Origin of the sequence: Caballeronia sp. dw_19 (assembly GCF_018449515.1) — a bacterium.
Lineage (GTDB): Bacteria > Pseudomonadota > Gammaproteobacteria > Burkholderiales > Burkholderiaceae > Caballeronia.
Genome location: NZ_JAAVUQ010000010.1, coordinates 95902 through 122307, shown reverse-complemented (window position 1 = coordinate 122307; position 26406 = coordinate 95902). Strand labels below are relative to the sequence as shown.

The following is a 26406-nucleotide window of genomic DNA, read 5'->3' as shown; positions in this document are numbered from 1 at the left end:
TTTGCCGGTTGCCGTTTCAAGCAGTTGCTTTAGCTATTTTTAGCTATTTGCCGTCGCCATTCAGGCCGCTCACGCGCCTCCGGCCTAACCTCGTTTTGTGAACCGGCTCGTGCCGTTATCGATTTCTCCATGCCCTCTCCCAGCCGTCCCGGTTCGTCCGTGTTGCCTTCATCCGAACAGGCCGAAGCCGACGATGCCCTCGACTCCGCCGACCCAAGCGACGCCACCGACACCGTCGACACCACCGAGGAAAAGTCCCGCTCCGGCATCCAGTCGATCGAAGTCGGCTTCCGCCTGCTCGACGTGCTGACCAACGAGCCGCGCGCGATGATGCTGCGCGATCTCGCTCAGCGCGCCGGCATGAGCCCGGCGAAGGCGCATCGTTACCTGGTGAGTTTCCTGCGGCTTGGCGCAGTTTCGCAGGACCCGGTATCCGGGCGTTATGAGCTGGGTGGTTTCGCGTTGCAGATGGGTTTGGCGCGACTCGCCCGAGTCGATGGCGTCAAACTCGCACGCATCGCGCTGACGGGATTGCGCGACCGGCTGGACCTGACGGTGGGGATCGCGGTATGGGGCAATCAGGGTCCGACGGTCGTGCACTGGATGGAGTCGAGCTATCCGGCGAAGGCTTCGTTGAAACTGGGCGATGTCATGCCGCTGTTGTCATCGGCGACGGGTTTGCTGTTTGCCGCGTGGCTACCGCGCAGCAAGACGCAAGCGATGCTCGATCGCGAACTCGCCGCCACGCGGCAGTCCATGGCAGATATTGAACCGGTGCTGACCGAGATCCGCGCACACGGCGCGGCGCGCGTGGAGGGCATGTTGCTGCCGACCATCCATGCGTTCTGCACGCCGGTGTTCGACTCGACCGGCGACCTCGCGCTCGGGCTGATTGCGCTCGGCCACGAAGGATCATTCGATACCCGCTGGGGCGGCGAAATTGACACCGCCTTGCGAGAATGCGCCGGACAACTTTCTTACGAACTCGGGTATAAACCGGGCGAACGGTAAGACTTGAGGATCGTACGATGCTTAACGAGCGCGGAACATCGCGGCGTGCCCGCGAGTCATATGCGTTTCGTGCGCGTTTCGCCTGGTCCTGCCGGGTCCTTTGATCATTCGCGTTCTGTCATGATCGTTGCCGATTGTTCCCTCGCAGCGTTTTACCGCTTGCCCGACCACGCGCGTTTCTGAGCTAGCCGATGCCGTTCTCCCTGCTTCGCCGCCGTCGCGCCACTGCTGGCGCATCGTCCGACAATTCATCCACCGACCATTCCCTTCGATGGGTCGTGTGGCTGGTCGTGCTGCTCGTCGTTCTCGCACTGCACTGGATCGCGGGGCGCTGGGTGGACAGGAGCGGGAACGCATCGAATCCGGAGCCGGCTGAACATGTCCCGGTGCAGGTCGAGTTGCTAACGCCCAAGCCGGTAGTGCAAGCGCCAGTGCCTGTCGCGCCGCCCCGGCCCGCTCCCAAGCCCAAGCCCAAGCCGGTGCCCCAACCCACGCACGCCATCACGACAGCGCAGACTGAACAGGCGGCACAGGCAGCTCAAGTGGCAAAAGCAGCACAAGCAGCACAAGCAGCTCAGGCCGAGCAAGCGGCTCAAGCAGCGGCAGCGCAAGCAGCAGCCGCACAGGCCGCGGCGAAAGCCGCAAGCGATGCGGCAGCTTCTCAAGCAGCCGCCGCCGCAACCGGCGATAAATTCAGCGTCCCGCCCTCGGGCGAACTTCGTTACGACACGCGCATCAATGGCGTGATGAACCAGATCGGCAACATCCACTGGCTCAACGATGGCCAGCACTACGAGATGGTCGTCTCCATCCCCTTGCCGTTTGTCGGACCGTATGTGTATTCCAGCAAGGGCCATATCGACGGATTCGGCATTGCGCCTGAGCAATACTCGGAGCAGCGTGGCCGCCGCGCCGCCGACATCACCGTCTTCGATCGCACCACGAAGCAACTGGTCTACACCCGCACGCCGAATAACCAGCCGCTCGCCGATGGTGCGCAAGACCGTTTCAGCGTTGTCATGCAATTGTCGACTCTGGTGCGCGGCTCGCCCGATACTTACAAGCCCGGCGTAGTGCGTCAATTCAGTGTTGCTGATAACGACAGCAACGAGATCTGGCCGATAGAAACCGTCGGCGATGAAAACGTCCAGACCGCTGACGGCAACATACAGGCTCGCCATTTCACGCGCCTGCCACGACGCGAAGGTGATCACCGGCGTCTCGACATCTGGCTCGCACCCGCGCTGGGTTGGCTGCCCGTGCGTATTCTGCAGACGGAGCCGAACGGCATGCAGATCGAGATGCTCTGGCGCGGCAAGCTGCAAGCGCCGTCCACCACGCCAGGTCAATCCGGTGCGGGCACGCCGGATGCGTCTGAAAATGCAGCGCCCGTCGCGCCTGAATCCGACAAGCCCTGATATCCGCTCGATTTAACGCAGGCTTAAGCCAGGCCGTGTAGTCTGAGGTAAAGATTCGACGAAAAACTCCGTTAAACAGGTGATGCCAGAACGTGCAAGGATGTGTGAGGAGAGTTCGATCCCGAACTGATGCCGCGTGTCAACAGAGCCAGTATGCAAGTGTCGATCAAGCGGTCAGGCATCGGGTGAAATGGTTGTACGTACATCGGTTGAAGGTTTCGTCAGGGTCGTAGAAACGATCCGCGATTTCGCTTTGAGGGCGCAATTGACATCGATTAAAACGCCTGAGCGAGTCATTACCGGCGATGCGGACGAAAGCGGTGGTGGATTCAAACATGAATGCAAGATTCGCAATACTTGACGTGTCATATCTGTCCCCAGTAGAAGAAACACAGCGTTTCAGGGCACTTCTGGAAACATTTTTGCGGGAGAATGTCTAACAAAGGTCCTCGATGGGCTTTCGGTATCAACGTCGAGGCCACCCCTTGAATTCCAACCCAAACGCTCAATGTAAGACGGTGAAACGCCTTACGGGCAAACAGGAATAAGGAGTGTCGCCATGCAAATGATCTACAACAGCCCTAACTATTGTGTAGTCGAATTCCCGCCGCAGGACAATCATCTCGCGATGAAAGCGGGGGGTTACGAGATCGTGGACAAGACCATGCAGCGCGAAATCTTCATTGACGGCGCACTCGCGGCGCGTTTTCGCGAGCATGTCCAGAAGTTGATGCAGGAAGAACAATCGTTGGAGGACGTGGACGAGTTTCTCGGCCAGTTCGACATCTTGATGAACCAGCCGGTGATCCTCCATTAAGCGTTTTACCTTGGCTAAGCGGTAAGAACACCCAGCGACACCTCCCAAAACCCCGCCACGAAAGTGGCGGGGTTTTTTGTTCATGACGCTTGATTGCCGGGTGTTTTGGAAAGCGCCATAAGAAAGCGTTCGTGCCCTACTACAGATACAATGTCAGGTTATTTCAGCCTGTTTGGAGCCATGTCGATCATGAATCCGTCCGCCGCCATTGATGCCCCGAAATCTGCCGCAAAGCGCCGTCCGTACACGCGCGGCGACGTCTTGCCTGCCCTTTTGCAACAGCGCATTCTCATCCTCGACGGCGCAATGGGCACTATGATCCAGCGCTACAAGCTCGACGAAGCGGCGTATCGCGGGGAGCGTTTTGCCGACTATCCTCGTGACATCAAGGGCAACAACGAGTTGTTATCGATCACGCAGCCGCACGTGATTCGGGAGATCCACGACCAGTATCTGGCTGCCGGCGCGGACATTCTTGAGACGAACACCTTCGGTGCGACGACCGTGGCGCAGGCCGATTACGGCATGGAATCGCTTGCGGTCGAAATGAACACGCAGTCGGCAAAGCTGGCGCGCGAGGCTTGCGACAAGTACTCGACGCCGGACAAGCCGCGCTTTGTCGCGGGCGCGATCGGGCCGACGCCGAAGACCGCGAGCATTTCGCCGGACGTCAACGACCCGGCCGCGCGCAACGTGACCTTCGACGAACTGCGCCAGGCCTATTACGAGCAGGCGAAGGCGCTGATGGATGCGGGCTGCGATCTGTTCCTGGTCGAAACCATCTTCGATACCTTGAACGCAAAGGCCGCGTTATTCGCGCTCGATCAATTGTTTGAAGATACCGGCGAACTGCTGCCGATCATGATTTCGGGCACGGTGACCGATGCTTCGGGGCGCATCCTGTCGGGGCAAACGGTCGAGGCGTTCTGGAACTCGCTGCGTCATGCGCGGCCATTGACGTTTGGTTTGAATTGCGCGTTGGGCGCGGCGCTGATGAGGCCGTATATCGCTGAATTGTCGAAGCTTTGCGACACGTATGTCTCGTGCTACCCGAATGCGGGTTTGCCGAATCCGATGAGCGATACAGGCTTCGATGAAACGCCCGATGTCACGTCCAGCTTGCTGAAGGAATTTGCGCAGGCGGGGCTGGTGAATCTGGCGGGCGGGTGCTGCGGGACGACCCCGGAACATATCGCGGAAATCGCGAAGGCACTGGCTGATGTAAAGCCAAGGAAGTGGCCGTCGCATTATCGTGAAGATGAGGCCGAGACGGTTTGATTTGCTGTTTTCCTACTGGAACTGATCAATGGCCGCCGTCAACAAACTGACGATCACCGGGTACAAGTCGATACGCGAATTGCGTGACTTCGAGTTGCGCAATCTGAACGTGTTGATCGGGGCCAATGGGGCCGGTAAATCGAACTTCATTAGCTTCTTCCGAATGCTGGCAGAGATCGTTGGGCAGCGGTTTCAGTTGTTTTCGCAGGTGGAAGGCGGCCCAGATGCGTTGCTGCGATTCGGCAGGAAGACGACGGCCGGTATATACGCCGGCCTCACGTTTGGAGGACACGGATACAGCTTCACCCTCCGTCCAACTAACGATAAGCGCCTGATTTTTGAACAGGAAGGCGTGCCGGCGGCGGGTCTTACGGCCGACCAAAGCTTGCTTTCCGGGACGTGGCGCCTATTGGGTTCCGGACAATCGGAATCGTTGCTAACTGGGTCAATCGATCCTCGCATGTCAGCGGTTTTGAAAGGCGTTGATAGTTGGCGTGTCTATCACTTCCACGACACCGGCTCAGACGCAAAGGTAAAGCAACAACACGCTCCGTTCGACACTCTCCGCCTTCAAGTCGATGGCGCAAACCTTGCCGCCTACCTCGGTCTTCTGCGGACTTCGTATCCGGACAATTACCGCATGACCGTGGAGACCATCCGACTCGTGGCCCCGTTCTTCGACGATTTCGTTCGAGCCCGCGAAGAAAGCAAAATGGTCCAGCTAGAGTGGCTGGAAAAAGGAAAGCCTGACGTGGTGTTCAATGCCCACGCGCTATCTGACGGCACACTTCGCTTCATCTGCCTGAGCACGCTGTTGCTGCAACCATGGGATTTGATGCCGGACACCATTCTGATCGACGAACCGGAACTCGGTCTGCATCCGTACGCTATCGTCATCCTCGCCGATCTGCTCAAGCGCGCGGCCGAGCGGAAGCAAGTAATCGTCTCCACGCAATCGGTGGAATTGATGAACTTGATGGAGCCCGAGGACATCGTCGTCGTGGACCGGGAAGGCGGCGCGTCGACATTTCACCGTCTCGACGCTGAACACCTCAAAGGTTGGCTGGAAGACTATTCGCTCGGCGAGCTCTGGAATCAGAATGTGCTGGGTGGGAGGCCGTCGTGATGACCCGTTTGTTCATTATCGGCGAAGGTCCGACCGAAGAGGCTTTTGTGAAAGCGGTGCTGGCCCCCGTCCTGCGGTTATCCAACATCCACGCGAAGGCTTTGCTCATAGAAACGTCTCGCGGACACCGCGGCGGCGGGCTCAATCTCGAGCGTACAACACGCGCCGTGAGAAACGCGCCGCAGCAGTATGACGACGCGTATGTAAGCACCATGTTCGATCTCTATGCGCTCCACAAGACTTTTCCAGGCGTCACTGACTCCGTGGGCCTGCAGGCATCCAACCGTGCTGCACGCATCGAACATCTTCTGCATGCCGATATCGTCGCGCGCGTCGGCTGCCGTCCGGAGCGTTTCATCCCGCACATCCAACCGCACGAGTTCGAATCGTTATTGTTCTCGGACATCGGCAAGCTTTGCGATGCGGAACCGGAGTGGGACAAACATCGAGCAGCGCTTTCGAAGGTGCGCGCTGATGTCGCGAACCCAGAATGGATCAACGACTCACCCCACACCGCGCCATCAAAGCGACTAGAAATTCTCCGTCCTCGTTACAGAAAGACAACGCACGGCCCGGCGAGCGCAGTAAGAATCACGCTCGATAAAATTCGCGAACAGTGCCCGCATTTCCGGCAGTGGTTTGAACGACTGCTGCACATCGGCGCGCAGCCGTTGGCCGTCCGACTCCCAGAATCCATAAGCTAAGCCAGCCATGACCGATCACACCATGCGCCTTTCCGGCCTCGAGCCGTTCAACGTCACCGACGGTTCGCTGTTCATCAACGTCGGTGAGCGAACCAACGTGACGGGATCGAAGGCGTTCTCACGCATGATCCTCAACAACCAGTTCGACGAAGCGCTGGCCGTCGCGCGCCAGCAGGTTGAGAACGGTGCGCAGATCATCGACATCAACATGGACGAGGCCATGCTCGATTCGAAAGCAGCCATGGTTCGTTTCCTGAACCTGATTGCTTCCGAACCGGACATTTCACGCGTGCCGATCATGATCGACTCGTCCAAGTGGGAAGTGATCGAAGCGGGCCTGAAATGCGTGCAGGGCAAGGCGGTCGTGAACTCGATCTCGCTGAAGGAAGGCGAAGACGCGTTCCGCCATCACGCCACGCTGATTCGACGCTACGGCGCGGCAGCAGTCGTGATGGCCTTCGACGAAGACGGCCAGGCCGATACCTACGAACGCAAGACGCAGATCTGCAAGCGCTCATACGATTTCCTCGTGAACGAAGTGGGTTTCCCGCCGGAAGACATCATCTTCGATCCGAACATTTTCGCAATCGCCACGGGCATCGAAGAACACAACAACTACGCCGTCGACTTCATCAACGCTACGCGCTGGATCAAGGAAAATCTGCCCTACGCGAAGATCAGCGGCGGTGTGTCGAACGTGTCGTTCTCGTTTCGCGGCAACGATCCGGTGCGTGAAGCCATCCACACCGTGTTCCTCTACCACGCGATTTCAGCGGGCATGGACATGGGTATTGTGAACGCGGGTCAGCTCGGCGTGTATCAGGATCTCGATCCCGAACTGCGCGAACGAGTGGAAGACGTGGTGCTGAACCGTCGCGAGGACGGCACGGACCGCTTGCTCGAAATCGCCGATAAATTCAAAACCGGCGCCGCGAAGAAAGAAGAGAACCTCGAATGGCGCAACCAGCCCGTCGATAAACGTCTCGCCCACGCGCTGGTTCACGGCATCACGAACTTCATCGTAGAGGATACCGAAGAAGTCCGGGCGCGTATTGAAGCGGAAGGCGGCCGGCCGATCAACGTGATCGAAGGGCCGTTGATGGACGGCATGAATATCGTCGGCGACCTGTTCGGCGCGGGCAAGATGTTCTTGCCGCAAGTGGTCAAGTCGGCACGCGTGATGAAGCAAGCCGTGGCGCATCTGATCCCGTACATCGAAGAAGAAAAGAAGCGCATGGCCGATGCCGGCGAAGACGTCCGGCCGAAGGGCAAGATCGTGATCGCGACGGTCAAGGGCGACGTGCACGACATCGGCAAGAACATTGTCTCGGTCGTACTCCAGTGCAACAACTTCGAAGTGGTCAACATGGGCGTGATGGTGCCCTGCGCGACCATCCTCGCGATGGCGAAGGAGCAAGGTGCGGACATCATCGGCTTGTCGGGACTGATTACGCCAAGCCTCGAAGAAATGGCCTACGTCGCGTCCGAAATGCAGCGCGACACCTATTTCCGTGACAAGCAAACGCCACTGCTGATTGGCGGCGCAACGACTTCGCGCGTGCATACGGCCGTGAAGATTGCCCCGCATTACGATGGTCCCGTGGTCTATGTGCCGGACGCGTCACGGTCGGTATCAGTGGCGTCGAGCCTGCTCTCCGACGACGGCGCGAAGAAGTATCTCGCCGACCTCAAGACGGACTACGAACGCATTCGCACGCAGCACGCGAACCGCAAGGCGCAGCCCATGGTGACCTACGCCGAAGCGCGCGCCAACAAGACGAAGATCGATTGGGCGAGCTACGAACCGAAAAAACCGACCTTCATCGGACGGCGCATTTTCAAGAACTACGATCTCGCGGAACTGGCGAACTACATCGACTGGGCGCCGTTCTTCCAGACCTGGGATCTGGCTGGCCCGTATCCGGCCATTCTCAACGACGAGATCGTGGGTGAATCGGCGCGCCGCGTTTTCTCCGATGGCAAGTCGATGCTCTCCCGCATCATCCAGGGCCGGTGGTTGCAGGCGAACGGCGTGGTGATGCTGCTGCCGGCGAACACGGTGAACGACGACGACATCGAAATCTATACCGACGATACCCGCACGCAAGTCGCCATGACATGGCGTAATCTGCGCCAGCAAACCGTGCGTCCGATCGTGGATGGCGTGCAGCGTTCCAACCGCTCGCTCGCGGATTTCATCGCGCCGAAGGACTCGGGCGTAGCGGATTACATCGGCATGTTCGCGGTGACGGCGGGCCTGGGTATCGACAAGAAAGAGAAGCAGTTCGAAGCCGATAACGACGACTACAGCGCGATCATGCTGAAGGCGCTGGCCGATCGGTTCGCTGAAGCCTTCGCTGAAGCGCTGCACGCACGGGTGCGCCGCGAACTGTGGGGTTACGCGGCCGGCGAAACGCTCGACAACGCCGCCATGATCGAAGAAAAGTATCGGGGAATTCGTCCTGCGCCGGGTTATCCGGCGTGCCCGGATCACCTGGTGAAGCAGGACATGTTCGACGTGCTGCAAGCCAACGAGATCGGCATGACGGTGACGGAATCGCTGGCCATGTTGCCGGCGGCCAGTGTGTCGGGTTTTTACATCGCGCATCCGGAAAGCACGTACTTTTCGGTCGGCAAGATCGCGGACGATCAGGTGGAAAGCTTCGCGCAGCGCATGGCGATTTCGAAGAACGACGCCGAACGCGCGCTGGCACCGTTACTGTAGGCAAATACCGGGAATCACAACGGCACAATATTGGCGAAGTCTATTACGGTTATTTTGGTTTTCCTTACACTCGAAGGGGTGCAAAGGCCGTCATGGCGGCGGTCACGCATTCCTTCAATCGTCACGGAGAAAGTCGAAAATGAGCAAGCTGACGCCTGTCCTCGCCGTTGCTGTCGCTGTGCTGTTCACGTCGGGAAGTCCGGCTGCCTTCGCGCAGGGCAACGCCAAGCCGGGTACGGGCGCAAGCTCGAGCACCGCGTCGAGCTATTCGCCGCCCGTCGTGGAGCACAAGAAGAAACCCCGCAAGCCGCGTGCAAAGAAAGGCTCGAGCGTGCCGGCATCCGGAGCTGCGCAGTAAGCACTGTATGCATCTACGCGTCCGTACGCTCCGTATTCATCGGAACAAAAAAACCCGCATCGGCAACGATGCGGGTTTTTTTAATGCCGACTCACCGGTGCGCGTCAGGCTCAGCCAGCGAGCAAATCCCGCCACGTCATCCGAGGGTCAATCCGAAGCTCACACGCCCCACAGGATGTCACCCTCGGCCTGATGGGCGAGGCGCATCATGTCGAGGAACGGGTACGCACGCTGCGCCAGACCGACGGGAATCTCGTGCGGTTCATGGCCGGGCTCGCCTTCGTGGAAGTGGCCATCGTGCTCGGCGCGTTCCTGCTTGTCCGTCGCAACGGCCGATTCCAGCTTCTGGATGCATTCAGGGAGTTCTTCATGCGTAATGACACCGCGCTCGCCAAGCCGCTTACCGATGATGCCAAGCAGGTAATCAGCAAGGTTGTCGAGCATCTGAACGTCTGGTGCAGCTCTGGTTTTAAATGTGATCAGCATGGCAAGGTCCTTTCCCTTTATGTTGGCCTTTTGTGGCTAATGAGCGAGATGCGCCAAGCGTGACAACAGCCCAGGCCACTACACCACACGCCGGCGCATTGTTTTAATTCCTGACTCGCTTTCTCGACTCGACCCTGATTCGACATATTAGCACCTGCTAAAATCCCGATTTAACCGAGCAAATGTTGCCACCGGTTACAACCCCCGGTTTTGGCGTTATCGCCGCAACCGGCTCCGGCTATGCTTCCAGACGCGCATACGCAGACATGCATTGCGTCCTGACCGAATGTCGGAAGTCTTCGCCCGCTTCCGGGCGAGCGCAGTGGATTGAAGCAGACAAACAAAGAAACACGCGTCGCATCGGCGTTTGAAGCTCAATCGCACGTTTTTGCCGCGTTCTTCAGCGAGCGCGTGGATCGAAACAATTACCGGATTTAAGAATCAGCATGCTGCCCGCACAAAAACATACACTCGAAACGCTGCTCGCCGACGCGGTCAAGCAGGTCGTACAGGCGTCGCAAGGCGCATCGGAAGCGAGCTTTGTCGCGCCGGTCATCGTCCTGGAGCGCCCGAAAGTTGCGGCGCACGGTGACGTGGCGTCGAACGTGGCCATGCAGCTCGCCAAGCCGCTGCGCGCGAATCCGCGCCAACTGGCGCAGCAGATCGTGGATGCGGTGCTCGCTCTGCCGGCAGCGCTTGGCCTGGTCGATGCCGCCGAGGTCGCCGGTCCGGGCTTCATCAACTTGCGGCTGGCGGCAGCGGCGAAACAGGCCGTGGTGCCGGCGGTTATCGTGGAAGGCGCGCGCTACGGCTACAACGCCCGCGACGAAGGCAAACGCGTGCTGATCGAATTCGTTTCGGCCAACCCGACCGGGCCGCTGCATGTGGGCCACGGCCGTCAGGCCACGCTCGGCGACGCATTGGCGAACCTGCTCGGCACGCAAGGCAACGCGGTGCATCGTGAGTTCTACTACAACGACGCCGGCGTGCAGATCGGCAATCTGGCCATGTCCACGCAATTGCGCGCCCGCGGTTTTGCGCCGGGCGACAAGGAGTGGCCGGAGAACGCGTACAACGGCGAGTACATCGCGGATATCGCACGCGACTATCTGGCGGGCGCGACGGTCGCGGCCAAGGATGGCGCCCCGGTGACGGCGAAAGGCGATGTGGACGATATCGACGCTATTCGCGTCTTTTCCGTCGCATATCTGCGCCACGAACAGGATCTGGACCTGACCGCGTTCGGCGTGGACTTCGACCAGTTCTACCTGGAGTCGTCGCTGTATAACGAAGGCCGCGTGCAAGCCACGGTCGACGCGCTGATCGCCGCCGGCAAGACCTACGAGCAGGACGGCGCGCTGTGGCTGCGCACGACCGACGACGGCGACGACAAGGACCGCGTGATGCGCAAGTCCGACGGTACGTACACCTACTTCGTGCCGGACGTCGCGTACCACGTGGCGAAGTGGCTGCGCGGCTTCACCAAGGTCATCAACGTGCAGGGCTCGGACCACCACGGCACCATCGCGCGGGTGCGGGCGGGGCTGCAGGGGCTTGGCATCGGCATTCCGAAGGGCTATCCCGACTACGTGCTGCACAAGATGGTCACGGTCATGCGCAACGGCGTGGAAGTGAAGATCTCCAAGCGCGCGGGCAGCTATGTGACGGTGCGCGACCTGATCGAATGGTCGGGCGGCATGACGCCGGGCGAGGAAGTCGCACCGGATCAGATCGATGAAGACACCATTCGGCGCGGCCGCGACGCCGTGCGTTTCTTCCTGATCTCACGCAAGGCCGACACCGAATTCGTCTTCGATATCGACCTGGCGCTCAAGCAAAGCGACGAAAACCCGGTGTATTACGTGCAGTACGCGCACGCACGGATCTGCACGATCCTCGGCGACTGGAAGACGAAATACGCCGGCAATGCAGCGACGCTGCCGAGCGTCGATCTCTCGCCGCTCTCGAGCGAACGCGCGATGGCGTTGCTGAACAAGCTCGCCGAGTATCCGGACATGCTCTCGCACGCCGCCGACGAACTCGCGCCGCACGCGGTCGCGTTCTACCTGCGCGACCTCGCGGGCGAATTCCACTCGTTCTACAATGCGGAGCGCGTGCTGGTGGAGGAAGATGGCGTGCGCAACGCGCGCATTGCGTTGCTTGCCGCTACGCGGCAGGTGCTCGAAAACGGTCTCGCGCTGATCGGCGTGTCCGCCCCCGTCAAGATGTGATTCCCGCGCCGGGCGTGTCGGGCGTGTCATAGCCCGGCGCATAAAAGCAGCGCGGCGCGCGTACGACGGGTGAAGACGGCGACGACGGGTGCATGACCTGACGCAACACCGGGCAACCTAATACCGCGCAACACCCAACCACGCTTAAGGCCGCCGTTATAATCGACGGCCATTCAGAAGACTTTTTGCAGGCTATTCATACGATGGCAAAACCACGCAGCACGTCGAAGCAGTCGAAGCAAACCGGGGGCACTTTTCTCGGTATCGTGCTGGGCTTGATTGTCGGCCTTGCAATTGCAGTGATCGTGGCGCTGTACATCACGCGCGCGCCCACGCCGTTCGTCGCGAAGGTCGCGCCGGCTCCAGCCGACGCGGGCTCCACGCCCGCCACGGGCCAGCCGTACGATCCCAACCGGCCGCTACAGGGCAAGACGCCCGGCCAGGCCGTGCCGCAAGCCGCACAGCCCGCGCCGCCGAACACCGCGCCTGGGCAGACGAACAACCAGACGCAGTCGTCGGGCGTGCAGGACGAACCGGAGATCCTGGAAGTGCCGCCATCGGCCGCGAACGGTACGGCCGTTGCGCCGAAGCCAGCCACCGTGCCACCGGTCGCGAACGCGCCGAGCAGCTCGTCGAGTGCAACGCCTGCGAAAAAGCCGGCTGAGGCACAGGCTTCGTCGACGGCCAAGGTCACGCCGCCCGCACCCGGCGACGCGAACACCGGCTATTTCCTGCAGGTTGGCGCGTACAAGACCCAGGCCGATGCAGAGCAGCAGCGCGCGCGGCTCGGCTTCCAGGGTTTCGAGTCGAAGGTCACGCAACGCGATGCGGGCAACGTCACGTATTTCCGCGTACGGATCGGGCCGTTCACGAAGTTCGAGGACATGAACACCGTGCGTCAGCGACTGTCCGACGCAGGCGTGGATACCGCCGTTATCCGCTTCTCGAAGCAGTGAGCATTCAGCAGTAGACCTCGCAGCCCGCGCGGCCTTTCATACAAGGCTGCCGCGGGTTGATAGCATGGCAGCAGCGGCTGACAGTGGCTCCACCGGTCGGAGTCAGGCCTGCGAGGCCCAGCCGGTTTAAGCCTCCTTTAAGCGTCGTGTGTTCCCCTTTCGCGTCTCCACGCCCTTTCCCGGTCATTATGAAAAAACTCTTCCGCGCCCTCGCTCTCTCCATCGGCCTTGTAGCCGGCACCCTGGGCGCCATGAATGCGGCGCACGCATCACCGGCAGCGCCTGTCGCGGGCACCGACTACACGGTGCTGCAAACCGCGCAGCCGGTGGACGCGCAGGGCAAGATCGAAGTGATCGAATTCATGTGGTATGGCTGCCCGCACTGCAACGAATTCGACCCGTACCTCGAAGCATGGGTCAAGAAGCAAGGTCCTGATGTCGCCTTCAGGCGCGTGCCGGTTGCCTTCCGCGACGACTTCATCCCGCACTCGAAGATGTATCACGCACTCGACGCACTCGGCCTCGCGGACAAGCTCACGCCCGCCGTGTTCAACGAGATCCACGTGAAGAAGAACTATCTGCTGACGCCGGAAGCGCAGGCTACGTTCCTCGCCACGCAAGGTGTCGACAAGAAGAAGTATATGGACGCGTATAACTCCTTCTCGACACAAAGCGACCTCCAACGCGATAACAAGTTGTTGCAGGACTACAAGATCGACGGCGTGCCGACGATCGCCGTGCAGGGCAAGTACGAAACGGGTCCGGCCACCACGAACAGCCTGCCGGGCACGATCCAGGTCCTCGATTTCCTGGTCAGCCAGGTTCGCGCGAAGAAGATGTAAAGGCGTGAGCGCCGCTATGAAGGACACACCGGGCAATGGCGTCATGCCCGCCCGGCTGAGAGTTTTCATCACCGGCGCATCCAGCGGCATTGGCCTCGCGCTCGCCGAGGAATATCTCCGGCGCGGCGCGGTGCTTGGTCTCGTTGCCCGTCGTGGCGACACCCTCGCGGCATTCGCTGCACGCTTCCCCTCCCATTCCATCTCGATCTATCCCGCCGACGTCCGCGACGCCGCCGCGCTTGGCGACGCCGCAGCGCAGTTCTGTGCGCAGCATAGCGGCGCCGATGTGGTGATCGCCAACGCCGGCGTCAGCCGCGGCGCGCTGACCGGTCATGGCGATCTCGATACTTTTCGCGACGTGATGGATATCAACTACTTCGGGATGATCGCGACGTTTGAGCCATTCGTCGCCCGCATGGTCGAGGAGCGGCGCGGAACGCTGGTTGGAATAGCGAGCGTGGCGGGTATCCGCGGATTGCCGGGTTCGGGCGCGTACAGCGCGTCGAAATCGGCGGCGCTGAAGTATCTCGAAGCGCTGCGGGTGGAGATGCGGCCGAAAGGGGTGTCGGTGGTGACTATCGCGCCGGGTTATATCCGCACCGCGATGACCGAGCACAATCCGTATCCGATGCCCTTCCTGATGGACGCCGACGTATTCGCCATCAAGACCGCCGATGCAATCGCGGGGAAGAGGAGGTTTGCGACGTTTCCATGGCAGATGCGTGTTGCTGGCGCGATGCTCCACGTGGTGCCGCGCTGGCTGTATGACCGCTTGCTGGAAAAAGCGCCGAGGAAGCCACGCGCAGCGGAATGATCGTTTGGAACCGTACGCGTGCGAAGGCAAAAACCGCTTCCGCGAAAAACAAAGCCCGGCGCAAAAACTCGCCGGGCTTTGTTGCTTTTCGTCGTCGCCTTTGAGGCTATCGAACGGAACTAAACGCGCTTAAAACCCCACGTACGGCGTATTTCCGTTGGTGTTAAAGCCGAAATAAACATATCGTCCGAAGAAAAACGGCAGGCCGAAGTCGAACAGCGTCGGGAATGAACCAATGCTCCCGGCCAGTCCGTTAAGCGCGTAGTTCGTGCCGCTGGCCGCCAGCGTCTGCGCGTTCAGGACCGTGAAGTTCACCGTGCCCGTTACTCCATTCAGCCCGGTAACAGTTGCACTGAGCGCCTGCGAATTGGCCGGACAGTAGAAGTCCGTGAACGTGGACGTACAAGCCGTCAATGAGCTGTCGGTGAAGAACAGGCCGTTCGAACCCGAATCGACAATGGTCGTAACCGCCGCGCCCTTATAGGTTCCAACCAGGTTGCCAAAATCCGTCGAAAGATACCGCGTCGCGCCAGTCAACGCATTATTGCTCTGCGTGCCAATACCGAATACCAACGTGCCGGTCACCGACGCCGCGGACGTCGCCACCGGCGGCAATTGCACGATCACGCCGTTGTTGTCCACCGCGAACTTCGTCACCGGATTCACCACCTGCTGGGCAACCGGCACGGCAATGGCCGAACAGTTTGTCCCGCTCGGGCACGAGTAGTAGTTGCTGGTTGCGGCGTTCGTACAGGCCACACCGCAATCGGTCGCCGCCACGCCCACGCCAAGAATCCCGTTCGCGCCCAGTTGCCGCGAGCTGTTCTCGTTGCTGCCGTTGATACAGCCATTGAGCGGCACCGTGGAATCAGGCAGATCGCCCACAACCTGGATCGGAATGCCGCTCGCGGTTTCGCCGCCAATCTTCACGTCGGCGGTGCGCACGGTGCCCCATGTGAAGCCATCGGCGAATTGCGTGCATTCCGCCAGTTGACCATTGCTCGTCGACTGGGCCACCGGCAAGCTGCCGACAATCTGCGCCGCCGCGTCGCTTGCCAAACGCAAGCCGTACGAACCGGTATCGAGCTGGATGTTGTTGATGATCTGGCACGTGTTCGTGCCGGGCGCGCACACCGTCACCGTTACGTTCGGGATATTGACGAAGTTTTGTGCACCGGGTCCCACGGTGATAGGCACCGTGTTCGACGCCGTCGACGCGATCGGCTGAGCGTTGGGCGTGCCGCTGGAGCCACTACCACTGCCACCGCCATTGGCGCCACCGCTGCCACCACCGCTACTGCCGCCGCTGCCGACGGAACTGCTGCCTGAATCGCCCCCGCCACCGCAGGCAGCGAGTAACACCGACACGCTCAGCACGGCGAGCCAGCGGAGCAGGCCCGAAAGCAGGGTCGGCTTGGGCGAGGAAATCGTCGGACGCATAGTAGAAGTCTCCGTCCGTTATTGGATGTCGCTGGGGCTGACGCCCGCTGGCAAGGACTGCGGCAGGTAGGCGTGCCCGGCGAATGCGCCCATGTGGCCGCCGGAGCGGACCACCAGCGCGCTGCCTGCCACGCTGACGGGTCCGCGGCCACCACCGTTGGCACGCTGGTTCTGGATGCCTTGCACGTATTGAGGGAAATAGCTGCCGAGCAAGGTCGGAAGATCGGGAATTCTTGGACCTTGCCACGCAATGCCAAACACCACGCCATCCGCGCCGACATACTCGTTCACCACCGTCCCGACGGCGAGCGTCGTGGTACGCACGGTGTAAGAACTGGCCGATGCACCCGCTGCGGAAGCAACCGCCGAGACCGCCGCACGCGTCACGGCATTGTTGACGGTGGCGCCAGCGGGCGGTGTCATCGGCGCGCCGCCAAGCACGGCATAAGCCGGCGATACAGCCAGCAAGCTCAATGTCAGCCCTGCCGCCAGGCTGGCGAGCGCAGTAACGCGTCGCGAGCCCAATGAAATGATCGAAGTGTTCACTCCGCCTCCCCTGTTTCGATTATCTCAATATTCGGTATTTTGCCTTTTGCAACGTTCGCGCCACAAAAGCCAAAAAAAAGCACTACCAGTATGCCAGTCGAATGAGTCGGAACCGGGAAAACGACGCTTCGTACAAACGCGTACGGTCGAGCGCCGATAAATGACTTTCAGGGGTGACGCCGCAGGAAACGGCTCGACGCGGGCAAGTGCGTGCACCTGCGCAGCGCGAAGGCCGCGCGCGTCGAGGGGTCCGTATTGTCAGAAGCCGAGACTGGCGAGCAGATCGTCGACTTGAGTCTGGTCCTGGACTATGTCCGTGCGGCCTTCCGGATTGATCTGCGGACCGTTCAGCAAGGTTTCCGACGAGCCCGTGGGGCTCGATGCGGCCAGCGCCGCCGCCTGTGCCGCAAATTGTTCACGCCGCTCGGGCGCGATGTTCTCCAGCAGCACGCTGAGCAATTGCTGCTCGATGACGTACACCACGTCGGTAATCTTCTTGATCACCTGGCCGGTCAGATCCTGGAAATCCTGCGCGAGCATGATTTCGAGTAACTGCGTATTGGTCGCGACCGTGTGCACCGGCACTTGCTGCAAAAAGCCCCGGGTGTCCGCCAGCAAAGTCTTCACGTCCGCGTTCTCGAGCGGCGCGCCATACCATTGCTCCCAGCGGGCATCGAGCGCCTGTGCGTCGCGCTGCATGGTCTCCTGCAGCGGCTTCGCCAACTCGATGGCGTTCAGTGCGCGCTCGGCAGCCTGCTCCGTCATCGTCGCGACGTATTTCAGGCGGTCGCGTGCGTCCGGCACCATCTCGGCGGCGGCTTCCACTTGTTTGTCGAGGCCGAGTTCGCGCATGGAATCGCGCAGGGTCCGCGTCAACTGGCCGATGCGCGCCAGGATGCGGTCGCTCGATGCATCGCCTTCCTGCTCGATATCGATGAGCGTCTCGTGGTTCGTCATTTCGTTCACGGTCAGCTCCCGGCCTTAGCCATCTTTTCGAGGATCTTCTGCAGCTTCTCGTCGAGGGTCGCAGCCGTGAACGGCTTGACCACGTATCCGCTCGCGCCGGCCTGCGCCGCGGCGATGATGTTTTCCTTCTTCGATTCCGCCGTCACCATCAACACAGGCAGATGGGCAAGCGTGCTGTCGGCACGGATCTGCTTGAGCATTTCCAGGCCATCGAGATTCGGCATGTTCCAGTCGGAGATGACGAAATCGAAGCCGCCGCCGCGCAGGCGCGAAAGACCGGCCGCGCCGTCTTCGGCTTCATCGACGTTGGAGAAACCCAGCTCTTTCAGCAGGTTTCGCACGATACGACGCATCGTAGGAAAGTCGTCGACGATCAAAATCTTCATGTTCTTGTCCATCTTCACTGCTCCTTGTATTCCTGTGTTTTCTTCAAGCGGCGCATCACGCCGCGTTTCTATCCGAATTCTTTCGGCGAGGCTGTTGGCGACGACTAAACGCGCTGCGCACGTTCACCCATTGAATTGAGCCGCGCCATCACGCGCCGGGTCATTTCCGCCAACGGCGCGATCTCGCTCACCCCGCCCGTTGCGATAGCCTCGCGCGGCATGCCGAACACCACGCAGCTCGCTTCGTCCTGCGCGAAGGTGTACGCGCCGGCTTGCTGCATCTCCAGCATGCCCTGTGCGCCGTCGCGGCCCATGCCGGTCAGGATCACGCCGAGCGCGTTCTTGCCGGCGTTCTGCGCGGCGGACCGGAACAGCACGTCAACGGAAGGACGGTGGCGGTTGACCGGCGGGGCATCGGAGAGATGCGCCACATAGTTAGCACCGCTACGCACAAGCACCAGATGCGAGTCGCCGGGCGCGATGTACGCATGGCCCGGCAGCACGCGTTCGCCATGCTCGGCTTCTTTCACCGCAATCCGGCAGAGGCCGTTCAGGCGCTGTGCAAACGACTTCGTGAAGCCCGGCGGCATGTGCTGCGCGATCATCACGCCGGGCGCGTCGGGCGGCAGCGGCACCAACAGTTCGCGGATCGCTTCGGTGCCGCCCGTCGATGCCCCGACGATGATCAGCTTCTCGGTACTCACCAGCGGATTGTTCAGGTTCGGCGTCGGTTTCGCCGCAGCCACCGCGCCGCTTGAACCGGGCGCCGCGTGCACGACGTGAGGCGTCTGCCGCACTCGTGCGCGTGCGGCCGCGCGGATTTTATCGGCGAGCTTTTCGGAATACTCGAGCATGCCGTCGCGAATGCCCACGCGCGGTTTCGTCACGAAATCCACCGCGCCGAGTTCCAGCGCGCGCAGCGTGATTTCCGAGCCACGCTCCGTCAGCGACGACACCATCACCACCGGCATCGGCCGAAGCCGCATCAGCTTTTCGAGGAAATCGAGGCCGTCCATGCGCGGCATTTCGACGTCGAGCGTCAGTACGTCGGGGTTATGCTGCTTGATGAGCTCGCGCGCCACCAGCGGATCAGGCGCGGTTGCGCACACGTGCATATCGGGCTGAGAGTTGATGATCTCGGTCATCAGGCTGCGCACCAGCGCTGAATCGTCAACGCACAGCACACTGATTTTTGGTTCCGTGCTCCGGGCCGTTGTCATGCTTCCTCCACCGTCTTCGTGCGGACGGTTCGCTGCAGGCCGGCTGCGGCACCGAATAATTCGATGCGGGGTTTATCGGGTGTTGTCGTTTTGGGCCGACTGAACAACTCGACACGCTCACGTGCCTTTGCAAGCCGTTCGCTGCGTGCTTCGGGTGTTTGCCGCGCGAGCGCGCGCTCGCGTTCGACCACGCTCGGGTCTTGTTGCGTGATGAGTTTCTTGACCATTGCCTGACCGGTGCGCGGCATGAACGCGACCTTGCGCGGATACATGCCCTGCAAATCCTCGGCCACGATGCGAATCTTTTCCAGCGCAAGATATCGGCGGACGAATTCCGAATTGCGATCGCCGATATTGATCGTCGTCATGCCCGCCAGCACTGCGCCGCCGCCGAACACTTTCGCTTCGAAGCGCTCGCGCCGGCCACCGCGCTTTATCATCTCGTTGATCAGCACTTCCATGGCGTAGGCGCCGTAACGCATGGAATCCGAGCTGGATTGCGACGCGTCGGAACCGTCGTCGGGAAGCATGAAATGATTCATCCCGCCAATGCCTGCCGAGCGATCGTGAATGCAGGCCGCCACGCATGAACCGAGCACCGTGACGAGCACCATGTCCTCGCTCGTCATGTAGAACTCGTTCGGCAACAGCTTCACGCCCGGGAGCTTGAAATGGTTGTCGAAGTAAAGGTTCGATGCGATCGGCAAGCCGCTCATGCCAGCTCCCCGGCAAGCGTCTTGCCCGCTTTCTTCGCGGCTGCCATTGCCGTTGCCGCCGCCGCAGCATCACGCGACAACCCGTACACCGTCTGGCCGCGTAGCTTGAACGCCTGCGTCACGTAGGTGAAGTTCTCCGAGTGCCCGGCGAACAATAAACCGCCCGACTTCATCAACGGCTCGAAGCGCGCGAGCACTTGCGCCTGCGTGGGTTTATCGAAGTAGATCATCACGTTGCGGCAGAAGATCGCGTCGAACTGGCCGGGCAGCGCGTACTTCGCGTCCGTCAGGTTCAGTTGCTCGAACTTCACCAGCGCGCGTACTTCCGGGCGAATCTTCACCATGCCGGCATGCGCGCCCGTGCCCTTCAGGAAAAAACGCTTCAGGCGTTCGGCCCCGAGTGTTTTCACCGAATCGAGCGAATAGACGCCCGCGTCGGCCTTCTGCAAGACCTGGCTGTCAATGTCCGTCCCAATCACTGTGCAATGGCGCGCGGCGGCGTCGCCGAGTGTTTCCATCAACGTCATGGCGATGGAATACGGCTCCTCTCCCGTCGATGCCGCCGAGCACCACACCGAGAACGGTTGCGGACGGCTTTTCGCGAACGTGGCGAGGATCGGGAAATGATGCGATTCGCGGAAGAACGCAGTCAGGTTCGTGGTCAGCGCGTTGGTGAACGCTTCCCACTCGTCGCTATCCGGCTGTGCTTCAAGACGATCGAGATACAGGCGGAATGTATCGATATTGCAGGCGCGCAGACGTCGCGCGAGACGGCTGTAAGCCATGTCGCGTTTATGTTCGGACAGCGAAATCCCGGCGCGCCGGTGAATCAGCTCGCGAATACGGCCGAAATCGGCACTGGTGAATTCGAAGTCGCGCTCCACTTCCGAACCGTTTCGGGTCCGGTCGCGGAGGGGTTCGACGCTCGGGCGCGTTGCCATCATCTAGCCTTTGTTCTGCTGGAACGTGCATCGGCTGCATCCCGTACGGGCGTTGCACCGCATTTCTTCGACAACCACACGGCCCGGCGCGCTTCAGTGAAACGCCCGTCGAGGAGCGCGATGCAATGGGCCTGCATGGTCGTCTGACACTGCCTTAAAAAGTTTCCCAGTCGCCGGACGCGACAACTGCGGGCTTCGTGGCGGGCGCTTTCGCGACCGGTTTTGCCGCGGCTGCCGGTGCCGAAGCGTTGCCTGAACCATTGACCAAAGCGGCCCGCGCCGGTGAGGCGATAAGCTTATTAACGGCGCGATTACCCGCGACGTTAGGCCGCGCGGCAACTTTAATCGCCGGGCTTGCGTGCGCCCGGGTCGTGACTTTCGGTTCAAGTCGCGCGCGCGGGTCGCTGGAAGGCGCGTCGCTGCTGACCTGCCAATGGCTGACCACGTCCTTCAGCTTGCGTGTCTGCTCTTCAAGCGACGCCGCGGCGGCCGCCGCTTGTTCAACCAGCGCCGCGTTCTGCTGCGTGACTTCGTCCATCTGCCCGACGGCGCGGCTCACCTGTTCAATGCCCTGCGACTGTTCGTCCGACGCGGCGCTGATCTCGCCCATGATGTCCGTGACGCGGCGCACGGCCTGCACGATTTCGTCCATCGTCTCGCCGGCGCGCGCAACCAGCACGGAGCCGCTTTCGACCTTCGCGGTGGAGTCGCCGATCAGCGACTTGATCTCTTTCGCCGCCGCCGCGCTGCGTTGCGCGAGACTGCGCACTTCGCCTGCCACGACGGCAAAACCGCGCCCTTCCTCTCCCGCCCGGGCCGCTTCCACGGCCGCGTTCAGCGCGAGAATATTGGTCTGGAACGCGATGCCTTCAATCACGCCGATGATGTCGACCACCTTGCTCGAACTCGATGAAATCGCGCTCATGGTGTCCACGACCTGCTCCACCACCTGACCGCCGCGCGACGCAATATCCGACGCGTTGACAGCCAGTTGCGACGCCTGGCGAGCATTCTCGGCGTTCTGCTTCACGGTGCTGGTGAGCTGCTCCATGCTCGACGCCGTTTCCTGCAACGACGCCGCCTGCTCTTCCGTACGCTGCGAGAGATCCGTGTTGCCGCTCGCAATTTCCCGCGCCCCGACATCGATGGATTCCGCGCCGTGATGCACCGATCCGACCATCGTGGTCAGGTTCGTTCGCATCCGTTCAATGCCCGCAAACAACCGGCCGATCTCATGGGTCTTGTCCGTATGCGCGGACTGGGTCAGATCACCTTTAGCGATGCGCTCGAAGTGATCGATAGCGTCGTTGATCGGTTGCACGATCATGCGGCCCAGCGCGACACGCGTGCCGATCAGCGTCAGCACGGCCAGCACCATCACGCCGACGATCACCTCGATCAGCAACGTGATGCTCGCCGCCGCGTCGCTGCGCAACTGCTCGGCGTGCTTCTGTGTCAAGCCGACCGTGACAGCCGTGGCCGCGTCGAAAGCGATGAACATCGGGCTGATCTTCGTGTCGGCAATGGCGTGATACGCGGCCATGTCGCCGGCGCGCATCGCCGCGAACTCGGGTTCAACGCCTTCGTGCATCAGCGTGTCGTGTTTCGCCACGATGTCGTCGAGCGTGGCTTGCGGCAGCATCGGCTTGGGCGTGGACACGAAAAGCTTCCAGCTCTCGTTCGAGTTATCGAGCAGGAACTGCCCGCGATCGAGCGCCTTCTTGGCTTCATCGGCGTTGTTCGCCTCAGTCAGAGAACGCACGCGGTCGAGCGCCACGCGTGAGCGCAGCAGGTTCGACGAGGCGTCGTTGAGTGCGCGCATGGACACCATGTCGCTGTCCGCCAGCAAGGAAAGCGAATTGCCCGCCGAGCGCAAGCCGTTCAGCGACAACGCGCTCACCACTGCTGCAAACCCGACGAACAGCAGACCCACGAGCGTCAGCGTGGTACGAATCGACCAGTTCTTAAGCATGTCTTCTTCCCGACCAGCGTGTTGGTAGCCAACGATATAAAGACTCAGGCGGTCACGGCGACGGAGTCGATCAACTCCATCTCCTTGCTCGTCATCAACTTTTCGATATCCATCAGGATCAGCATCCGGCCATCGACGGTACCTAGCCCCGTCAGATATTCGGTGGTGAGCGTGGCGCCGAATTCCGGCGCCGGCATGACCTGGTCGGCTTGCAGCGTGAGCACGTCGGACACGCCGTCGACCACCATGCCGACCACGCGATGCGCAACGTTCAGGATGATCACGACCGTCTGGTTGTCATACTCCACGCGACCGAGATTGAACTTGATGCGCATGTCGACGATCGGCACGATAATGCCGCGCAAATTGATCACGCCCTTGATGAACGCCGGCGCGTTCGCAATGCGCGTGACGTTGTCGTAGCCGCGAATTTCCTGCACTTTCAAAATGTCGATGCCGTACTCTTCCGCGCCCAGCGTGAAGACGAGGAACTCCTGTCCTGCCGCTTCAGCCTGGCTGACACGTTGAACGTCACGGCGCTGTGCCGCGGAAGTAATCGATTGGATGTCTGCTGCCACATTAGCCTCCAAAAATTGGTTAGGTATTCCGACTATCTGATTAGTGCACTAGCGCATTAGTGAGTTAACGCGCCGTGCGCCGAGCGGTTTTCACGGTTCAGCGCCGCTACGTCGACGATCAGTGCGACGCGGCCGTCGCCCAGGATGGTCGCGGCGGAAATGCCGTGCACCTTGCGGTAATTCGTTTCCAGGTTCTTCACCACGACCTGTTGCTGGCCGACCAGTTCATCGATCAGCATGGCAAAGCGACGCCCTTCCGACTGGATGATCGTGATGATTCCCTGCGTGGGTTCGGTGCGCGCATCGGTCACTTCAAAGACCTGATGCAGCGCGACCAGCGGCAGATATTCGCCGCGCACGCGTACCACGCGCTCGCCGCCGGCGACCGTGTAGATATCGTCGGCAACGGGTTGCAGCGACTCCATGACGAAGTTCAGCGGCAGGATGAAAATCTCGCTGCCCACCTTCACCGACATGCCGTCGAGAATCGCCAGCGTCAGCGGCAATACGATCTTCGTGGTGGTGCCCTTGCCCTCACGCGACTGGATCTCCACGTGACCGCCCATCGCCTGGATGTTGCGTTTCACCACGTCCATGCCGACGCCGCGGCCGGAGATGTCCGTGACCTGCTCGGCGGTGGAAAAGCCCGGCATGAAGATCAGTTGCCAGACTTCGTCGTCGGACATTTGCTCGCTGACCTGCATGCCTTGCTTGAGCGCCTTCGCAAGAATCTTGTCGCGGCGCAGGCCCGCGCCGTCATCGCTGACTTCGATCACGATGTTGCCGCCGTGATGCGCCGCCGATAGCACCAGTTGCCCCGTCGCCGCTTTACCCGCTGCACGCCGCGCTTCCACGGTTTCGATTCCATGGTCGAGCGAGTTGCGCACCAGGTGCGTCAGCGGATCGATGATGCGTTCGATCAGGCTCTTGTCCAGCTCGGTCGCCTGGCCGAACGTGACAAGTTCCACTTCCTTGCCGAGCTTCGCGGCGAGATCGCGCACGAGGCGCGGGAAGCGGCTGAAGACGTAGTCCATCGGCATCATGCGGATGGACATCACCGCTTCCTGCAGATCGCGCGCATTGCGTTCGAGCTGCGCCATGCCGTTGAACAGGCGGTCGTGCAATGCCGGGTCGAAGGTACTCGTGGTTTCGGCCAGCATTGCCTGCGTGATCACCAGCTCGCCGACGAGGTTGATCAGTTGATCGACCTTCTCCACGCCCACGCGGATGGAGCTGCCTTCCGCAGCGGCGGGCGCGGCTGCCGCGCGCGTTTTCTTGTCGCCCTCGGGTGCTTTCGGCGCTTCGGGCGCTTCTGCCACCGCAGCGATTGCAGGTGTCTTGTTGCGGGACTCGGCGGCGACCGCCACCGGTTCCGTCTTCTCAGATGCGGGTGCTTCAGTTGCCACCTCATTCAACTTTTCCAGATCTTCCTGCTCTGCAGCAGCTTGCGACCCACTAGCAGGCGCCGCGTCCGCTGCATTGCCGCGGCTGACCGCGATCTGCGCTTCATCGATCACGAAACAGCACACGGCGACGATATCGTCGGCGGACACATCCGAGTCGAGCCACAACGTCAAATCGCTGCCCGACTTCTTTTCTCCGACAACATTCCCCAAGTTTCCAAGCTCCTCAGTCAGCAGAGCCTGGTCCTTCTCCCCTACCCCCCGCAATGTAATTTTCAGGTGAGGACCGTCTTGCCCGGCATCATGGCTTGCGTCCGGCGTCGCCGGAAATTCTGCCCACTCGCCGTCTTCCTCGACCGCCTCATTCGCTTGCTCGACCACATGCGGCGGCGGCTCGTTCGGCCCGAGCGCCAGCGCGACTTGCGCGAGATCCTGGGCAATTGCGGCGGCTTCGGTGAACGACGGCTCCGGCTGCGCAACTTCAGCGGCGGCGATTACACCGTCAGCCGGATCGTTGTCCCGCAAGTATTCGAGCTTCGCGCAGATCGCCTTGGCGGCCGCTGCGTCCGGCTCAGCACTGGCGCGATACGCGTTGAGCTGGTCCGACAGCACGTCCTTGGTTTCGAGGAACGTATCGATCATGTCACGACGCAGGACCAGCTCGTTATTGCGCGCCCGGTCGAGCAACGACTCAAGGATGTGCGTCGTCTCGGTCAGCGCCGAAAAACCGAACGTGGCCGCGCCGCCCTTGATGGAATGCGCCGCGCGAAAAATCGCGCCGAGATCCTCGGGATCGGGATTCGCCAGATCCAGCGCGAGCAGCAACCGCTCCATATCCGCGAGCAATTCGTCGGCTTCGTCGAAGAATGTTTGATAGAACTGCGTAATGTCGAGTGTCATGCCTGGGTCACCACCGGATGCCTTGTCTGTCGTCGCTATGCGCGTCGTAAAAGCTAATGTGTTCTTCGTACCTGATGCTCAAGGATCAATGCTTCATGCGTCGTGCTTCATGCAAAAAACGGTTGCTTCAGTTCGGATGTTCCGCTCCCGACAGCGTGGCGACCAGTTCGGTCAGCATGTCGGGATCGAACGGTTTTTCCATCCAGCCCGTCGCGCCCACAGCGCGCGCCGATGCTTTGAACGGCTCGCCCGACTCGGTCGTCAGCACGAGGATCGGCGTGTTCGCATACGCGCGATGTCCGCGCAATTTCCCGATGAGCTCCAGGCCGCTCATGGCCGGCATGTTCTGGTCGGTGATCACGAGATCGAACTGTTCGGCGAGCGCTGCTTCGTAGGCTTCTGCGCCATCCATGGCCAACACCACGCGATACCCCGCCGCGACAAACGTCGCCGAGAGGATTTGCCGCATGGCAGCCGAGTCGTCGATAGCCAGAATGTTCTTGATCATGATGTGTGCCGCCCTCTGTCCGATGTTCTTGTCGTGCTCTCGTGAGCGTGTCTCATGGTGCTGC

24 protein-coding genes are annotated in these 26406 nt (G+C 61.0%); 12 read left to right on the top strand and 12 right to left on the bottom strand.

Annotated features, from left to right (window positions below):
• Nucleotides 1-129: 129 nt before the first annotated feature.
• The 8 genes from HB376_RS16325 to HB376_RS16290 all read left to right on the top strand — a co-directional run bounded on the left by HB376_RS16325 (nucleotide 130) and on the right by HB376_RS16290 (nucleotide 9437).
• The gene (locus HB376_RS16325; protein WP_213764702.1) at nucleotides 130-1011 is read left to right on the top strand and encodes an IclR family transcriptional regulator; all 882 of its coding nucleotides are present in this window, start codon (nucleotides 130-132) and stop codon (nucleotides 1009-1011) included.
• 191 nt (nucleotides 1012-1202) lie between these two features.
• Complete coding sequence (locus tag HB376_RS16320) at nucleotides 1203-2429, top strand: DUF3108 domain-containing protein (RefSeq protein WP_213764701.1); 1227 nt, start codon at nucleotides 1203-1205, stop codon at nucleotides 2427-2429.
• Nucleotides 2430-2988: 559 nt separating this feature from the next.
• Nucleotides 2989-3246 carry a DUF3567 domain-containing protein gene (locus tag HB376_RS16315; protein ID WP_056358215.1) on the top strand — a complete coding sequence of 86 codons (258 nt, stop codon included), beginning with the start codon at nucleotides 2989-2991 and terminating at the stop codon, nucleotides 3244-3246.
• 189 nt (nucleotides 3247-3435) lie between these two features.
• Entirely contained in the window at nucleotides 3436-4524 is a 1089-nt protein-coding gene (locus tag HB376_RS16310; protein ID WP_213764700.1) for a homocysteine S-methyltransferase family protein, read from the top strand.
• Nucleotides 4525-4552: 28 nt separating this feature from the next.
• Nucleotides 4553-5650 (top strand): AAA family ATPase, encoded by a 1098-nt coding sequence (locus HB376_RS16305; protein WP_213764699.1) that lies wholly within the window; start codon nucleotides 4553-4555, stop codon nucleotides 5648-5650.
• On the top strand, nucleotides 5650-6354 hold the full coding sequence (locus tag HB376_RS16300) for a DUF4276 family protein (protein WP_213764698.1): 705 nt from the start codon (nucleotides 5650-5652) through the stop codon (nucleotides 6352-6354). The genes HB376_RS16305 and HB376_RS16300 overlap by 1 nt, the downstream gene beginning before the upstream one ends.
• A 7-nt stretch (nucleotides 6355-6361) precedes the next feature.
• On the top strand, nucleotides 6362-9079 hold the full coding sequence (metH, locus tag HB376_RS16295) for a methionine synthase (RefSeq protein WP_213764697.1): 2718 nt from the start codon (nucleotides 6362-6364) through the stop codon (nucleotides 9077-9079).
• A gap of 139 nt (nucleotides 9080-9218) precedes the next feature.
• Entirely contained in the window at nucleotides 9219-9437 is a 219-nt protein-coding gene (locus HB376_RS16290; RefSeq protein WP_213764696.1) for a hypothetical protein, read from the top strand.
• A gap of 159 nt (nucleotides 9438-9596) precedes the next feature.
• Here the strand turns inward: HB376_RS16290 and HB376_RS16285 are convergent, their stop codons facing one another.
• Entirely contained in the window at nucleotides 9597-9923 is a 327-nt protein-coding gene (locus HB376_RS16285) for a DUF1840 domain-containing protein (RefSeq protein WP_089164573.1), read from the bottom strand.
• Between the two features lie 446 nt (nucleotides 9924-10369).
• Here HB376_RS16285 and argS point away from each other — a divergent pair, with 446 nt between their 5' ends.
• From argS to HB376_RS16265, 4 genes are all read left to right on the top strand, one after another.
• Nucleotides 10370-12154 (top strand): arginine--tRNA ligase, encoded by a 1785-nt coding sequence (argS, locus tag HB376_RS16280; RefSeq protein ID WP_213764695.1) that lies wholly within the window; start codon nucleotides 10370-10372, stop codon nucleotides 12152-12154.
• Between the two features lie 203 nt (nucleotides 12155-12357).
• Nucleotides 12358-13110, top strand: coding sequence for an SPOR domain-containing protein (locus HB376_RS16275; RefSeq protein ID WP_213764694.1), 753 nt, complete (start codon nucleotides 12358-12360; stop codon nucleotides 13108-13110).
• Nucleotides 13111-13298: 188 nt separating this feature from the next.
• Nucleotides 13299-13952 carry a thiol:disulfide interchange protein DsbA/DsbL gene (locus HB376_RS16270; RefSeq protein WP_213764693.1) on the top strand — a complete coding sequence of 218 codons (654 nt, stop codon included), beginning with the start codon at nucleotides 13299-13301 and terminating at the stop codon, nucleotides 13950-13952.
• 43 nt (nucleotides 13953-13995) lie between these two features.
• A complete protein-coding gene (locus HB376_RS16265) occupies nucleotides 13996-14766 on the top strand; it encodes an SDR family oxidoreductase (protein WP_213764808.1) in 771 nt (256 codons plus the stop codon).
• 129 nt (nucleotides 14767-14895) lie between these two features.
• Here HB376_RS16265 and HB376_RS16260 read toward each other — a convergent pair whose 3' ends face one another.
• The 11 genes from HB376_RS16260 to HB376_RS16210 all read right to left on the bottom strand — a co-directional run bounded on the left by HB376_RS16260 (nucleotide 14896) and on the right by HB376_RS16210 (nucleotide 26342).
• The gene (locus HB376_RS16260; protein WP_213764692.1) at nucleotides 14896-16206 is read right to left on the bottom strand and encodes a DUF3443 domain-containing protein; all 1311 of its coding nucleotides are present in this window, start codon (nucleotides 16204-16206) and stop codon (nucleotides 14896-14898) included.
• A gap of 18 nt (nucleotides 16207-16224) precedes the next feature.
• On the bottom strand, nucleotides 16225-16698 hold the full coding sequence (locus tag HB376_RS16255) for a DUF2844 domain-containing protein (protein ID WP_255631388.1): 474 nt from the start codon (nucleotides 16696-16698) through the stop codon (nucleotides 16225-16227).
• A 312-nt stretch (nucleotides 16699-17010) separates the two neighbouring features.
• The gene (cheZ, locus tag HB376_RS16250) at nucleotides 17011-17709 is read right to left on the bottom strand and encodes a protein phosphatase CheZ (protein WP_213764807.1); all 699 of its coding nucleotides are present in this window, start codon (nucleotides 17707-17709) and stop codon (nucleotides 17011-17013) included.
• 11 nt (nucleotides 17710-17720) lie between these two features.
• Entirely contained in the window at nucleotides 17721-18116 is a 396-nt protein-coding gene (gene cheY, locus HB376_RS16245; protein ID WP_213764690.1) for a chemotaxis response regulator CheY, read from the bottom strand.
• Between the two features lie 92 nt (nucleotides 18117-18208).
• Nucleotides 18209-19324, bottom strand: a complete 1116-nt coding sequence (locus HB376_RS16240; protein WP_213764689.1) for a chemotaxis response regulator protein-glutamate methylesterase — start codon at nucleotides 19322-19324, stop codon at nucleotides 18209-18211.
• On the bottom strand, nucleotides 19321-20040 hold the full coding sequence (gene cheD / locus HB376_RS16235) for a chemoreceptor glutamine deamidase CheD (protein ID WP_213764688.1): 720 nt from the start codon (nucleotides 20038-20040) through the stop codon (nucleotides 19321-19323). Before cheD ends, HB376_RS16240 begins: the two co-directional genes overlap by 4 nt.
• On the bottom strand, nucleotides 20037-20984 hold the full coding sequence (locus HB376_RS16230) for a CheR family methyltransferase (protein WP_213764687.1): 948 nt from the start codon (nucleotides 20982-20984) through the stop codon (nucleotides 20037-20039). Before HB376_RS16230 ends, cheD begins: the two co-directional genes overlap by 4 nt.
• A gap of 151 nt (nucleotides 20985-21135) precedes the next feature.
• Complete coding sequence (locus HB376_RS16225; protein ID WP_213764686.1) at nucleotides 21136-22953, bottom strand: methyl-accepting chemotaxis protein; 1818 nt, start codon at nucleotides 22951-22953, stop codon at nucleotides 21136-21138.
• 44 nt (nucleotides 22954-22997) lie between these two features.
• The gene (gene cheW, locus HB376_RS16220; protein WP_346730505.1) at nucleotides 22998-23531 is read right to left on the bottom strand and encodes a chemotaxis protein CheW; all 534 of its coding nucleotides are present in this window, start codon (nucleotides 23529-23531) and stop codon (nucleotides 22998-23000) included.
• Between the two features lie 56 nt (nucleotides 23532-23587).
• Entirely contained in the window at nucleotides 23588-25834 is a 2247-nt protein-coding gene (gene cheA, locus HB376_RS16215; protein ID WP_213764684.1) for a chemotaxis protein CheA, read from the bottom strand.
• A gap of 127 nt (nucleotides 25835-25961) precedes the next feature.
• On the bottom strand, nucleotides 25962-26342 hold the full coding sequence (locus tag HB376_RS16210) for a response regulator (RefSeq protein WP_213764683.1): 381 nt from the start codon (nucleotides 26340-26342) through the stop codon (nucleotides 25962-25964).
• Nucleotides 26343-26406 lie beyond the last annotated feature (64 nt).

Excerpts from the sequence above, each read along its gene's own strand:
- HB376_RS16225 (WP_213764686.1), bottom strand. The coding sequence starts at position 22,953 with ATGCTTAAGAACTGGTCGATTCGTACCACGCTGACGCTCGTGGGTCTG.
- HB376_RS16275 (WP_213764694.1), top strand. The coding sequence starts at position 12,358 with ATGGCAAAACCACGCAGCACGTCGAAGCAGTCGAAGCAAACCGGGGGC.
- metH (WP_213764697.1), top strand. The coding sequence starts at position 6,362 with ATGACCGATCACACCATGCGCCTTTCCGGCCTCGAGCCGTTCAACGTC.
- HB376_RS16260 (WP_213764692.1), bottom strand. The coding sequence starts at position 16,206 with ATGCGTCCGACGATTTCCTCGCCCAAGCCGACCCTGCTTTCGGGCCTG.
- HB376_RS16320 (WP_213764701.1), top strand. The coding sequence starts at position 1,203 with ATGCCGTTCTCCCTGCTTCGCCGCCGTCGCGCCACTGCTGGCGCATCG.
- HB376_RS16300 (WP_213764698.1), top strand. The coding sequence starts at position 5,650 with ATGACCCGTTTGTTCATTATCGGCGAAGGTCCGACCGAAGAGGCTTTT.
- HB376_RS16315 (WP_056358215.1), top strand. The coding sequence starts at position 2,989 with ATGCAAATGATCTACAACAGCCCTAACTATTGTGTAGTCGAATTCCCG.
- cheA (WP_213764684.1), bottom strand. The coding sequence starts at position 25,834 with ATGACACTCGACATTACGCAGTTCTATCAAACATTCTTCGACGAAGCC.
- HB376_RS16285 (WP_089164573.1), bottom strand. The coding sequence starts at position 9,923 with ATGCTGATCACATTTAAAACCAGAGCTGCACCAGACGTTCAGATGCTC.
- HB376_RS16240 (WP_213764689.1), bottom strand. The coding sequence starts at position 19,324 with ATGACAACGGCCCGGAGCACGGAACCAAAAATCAGTGTGCTGTGCGTT.
- HB376_RS16290 (WP_213764696.1), top strand. The coding sequence starts at position 9,219 with ATGAGCAAGCTGACGCCTGTCCTCGCCGTTGCTGTCGCTGTGCTGTTC.
- cheZ (WP_213764807.1), bottom strand. The coding sequence starts at position 17,709 with ATGACGAACCACGAGACGCTCATCGATATCGAGCAGGAAGGCGATGCA.
- HB376_RS16310 (WP_213764700.1), top strand. The coding sequence starts at position 3,436 with ATGAATCCGTCCGCCGCCATTGATGCCCCGAAATCTGCCGCAAAGCGC.
- HB376_RS16210 (WP_213764683.1), bottom strand. The coding sequence starts at position 26,342 with ATGATCAAGAACATTCTGGCTATCGACGACTCGGCTGCCATGCGGCAA.
- cheD (WP_213764688.1), bottom strand. The coding sequence starts at position 20,040 with ATGAGCGGCTTGCCGATCGCATCGAACCTTTACTTCGACAACCATTTC.
- argS (WP_213764695.1), top strand. The coding sequence starts at position 10,370 with ATGCTGCCCGCACAAAAACATACACTCGAAACGCTGCTCGCCGACGCG.
- HB376_RS16325 (WP_213764702.1), top strand. The coding sequence starts at position 130 with ATGCCCTCTCCCAGCCGTCCCGGTTCGTCCGTGTTGCCTTCATCCGAA.
- cheY (WP_213764690.1), bottom strand. The coding sequence starts at position 18,116 with ATGGACAAGAACATGAAGATTTTGATCGTCGACGACTTTCCTACGATG.
- HB376_RS16270 (WP_213764693.1), top strand. The coding sequence starts at position 13,299 with ATGAAAAAACTCTTCCGCGCCCTCGCTCTCTCCATCGGCCTTGTAGCC.
- HB376_RS16305 (WP_213764699.1), top strand. The coding sequence starts at position 4,553 with ATGGCCGCCGTCAACAAACTGACGATCACCGGGTACAAGTCGATACGC.
- HB376_RS16265 (WP_213764808.1), top strand. The coding sequence starts at position 13,996 with ATGCCCGCCCGGCTGAGAGTTTTCATCACCGGCGCATCCAGCGGCATT.
- HB376_RS16230 (WP_213764687.1), bottom strand. The coding sequence starts at position 20,984 with ATGATGGCAACGCGCCCGAGCGTCGAACCCCTCCGCGACCGGACCCGA.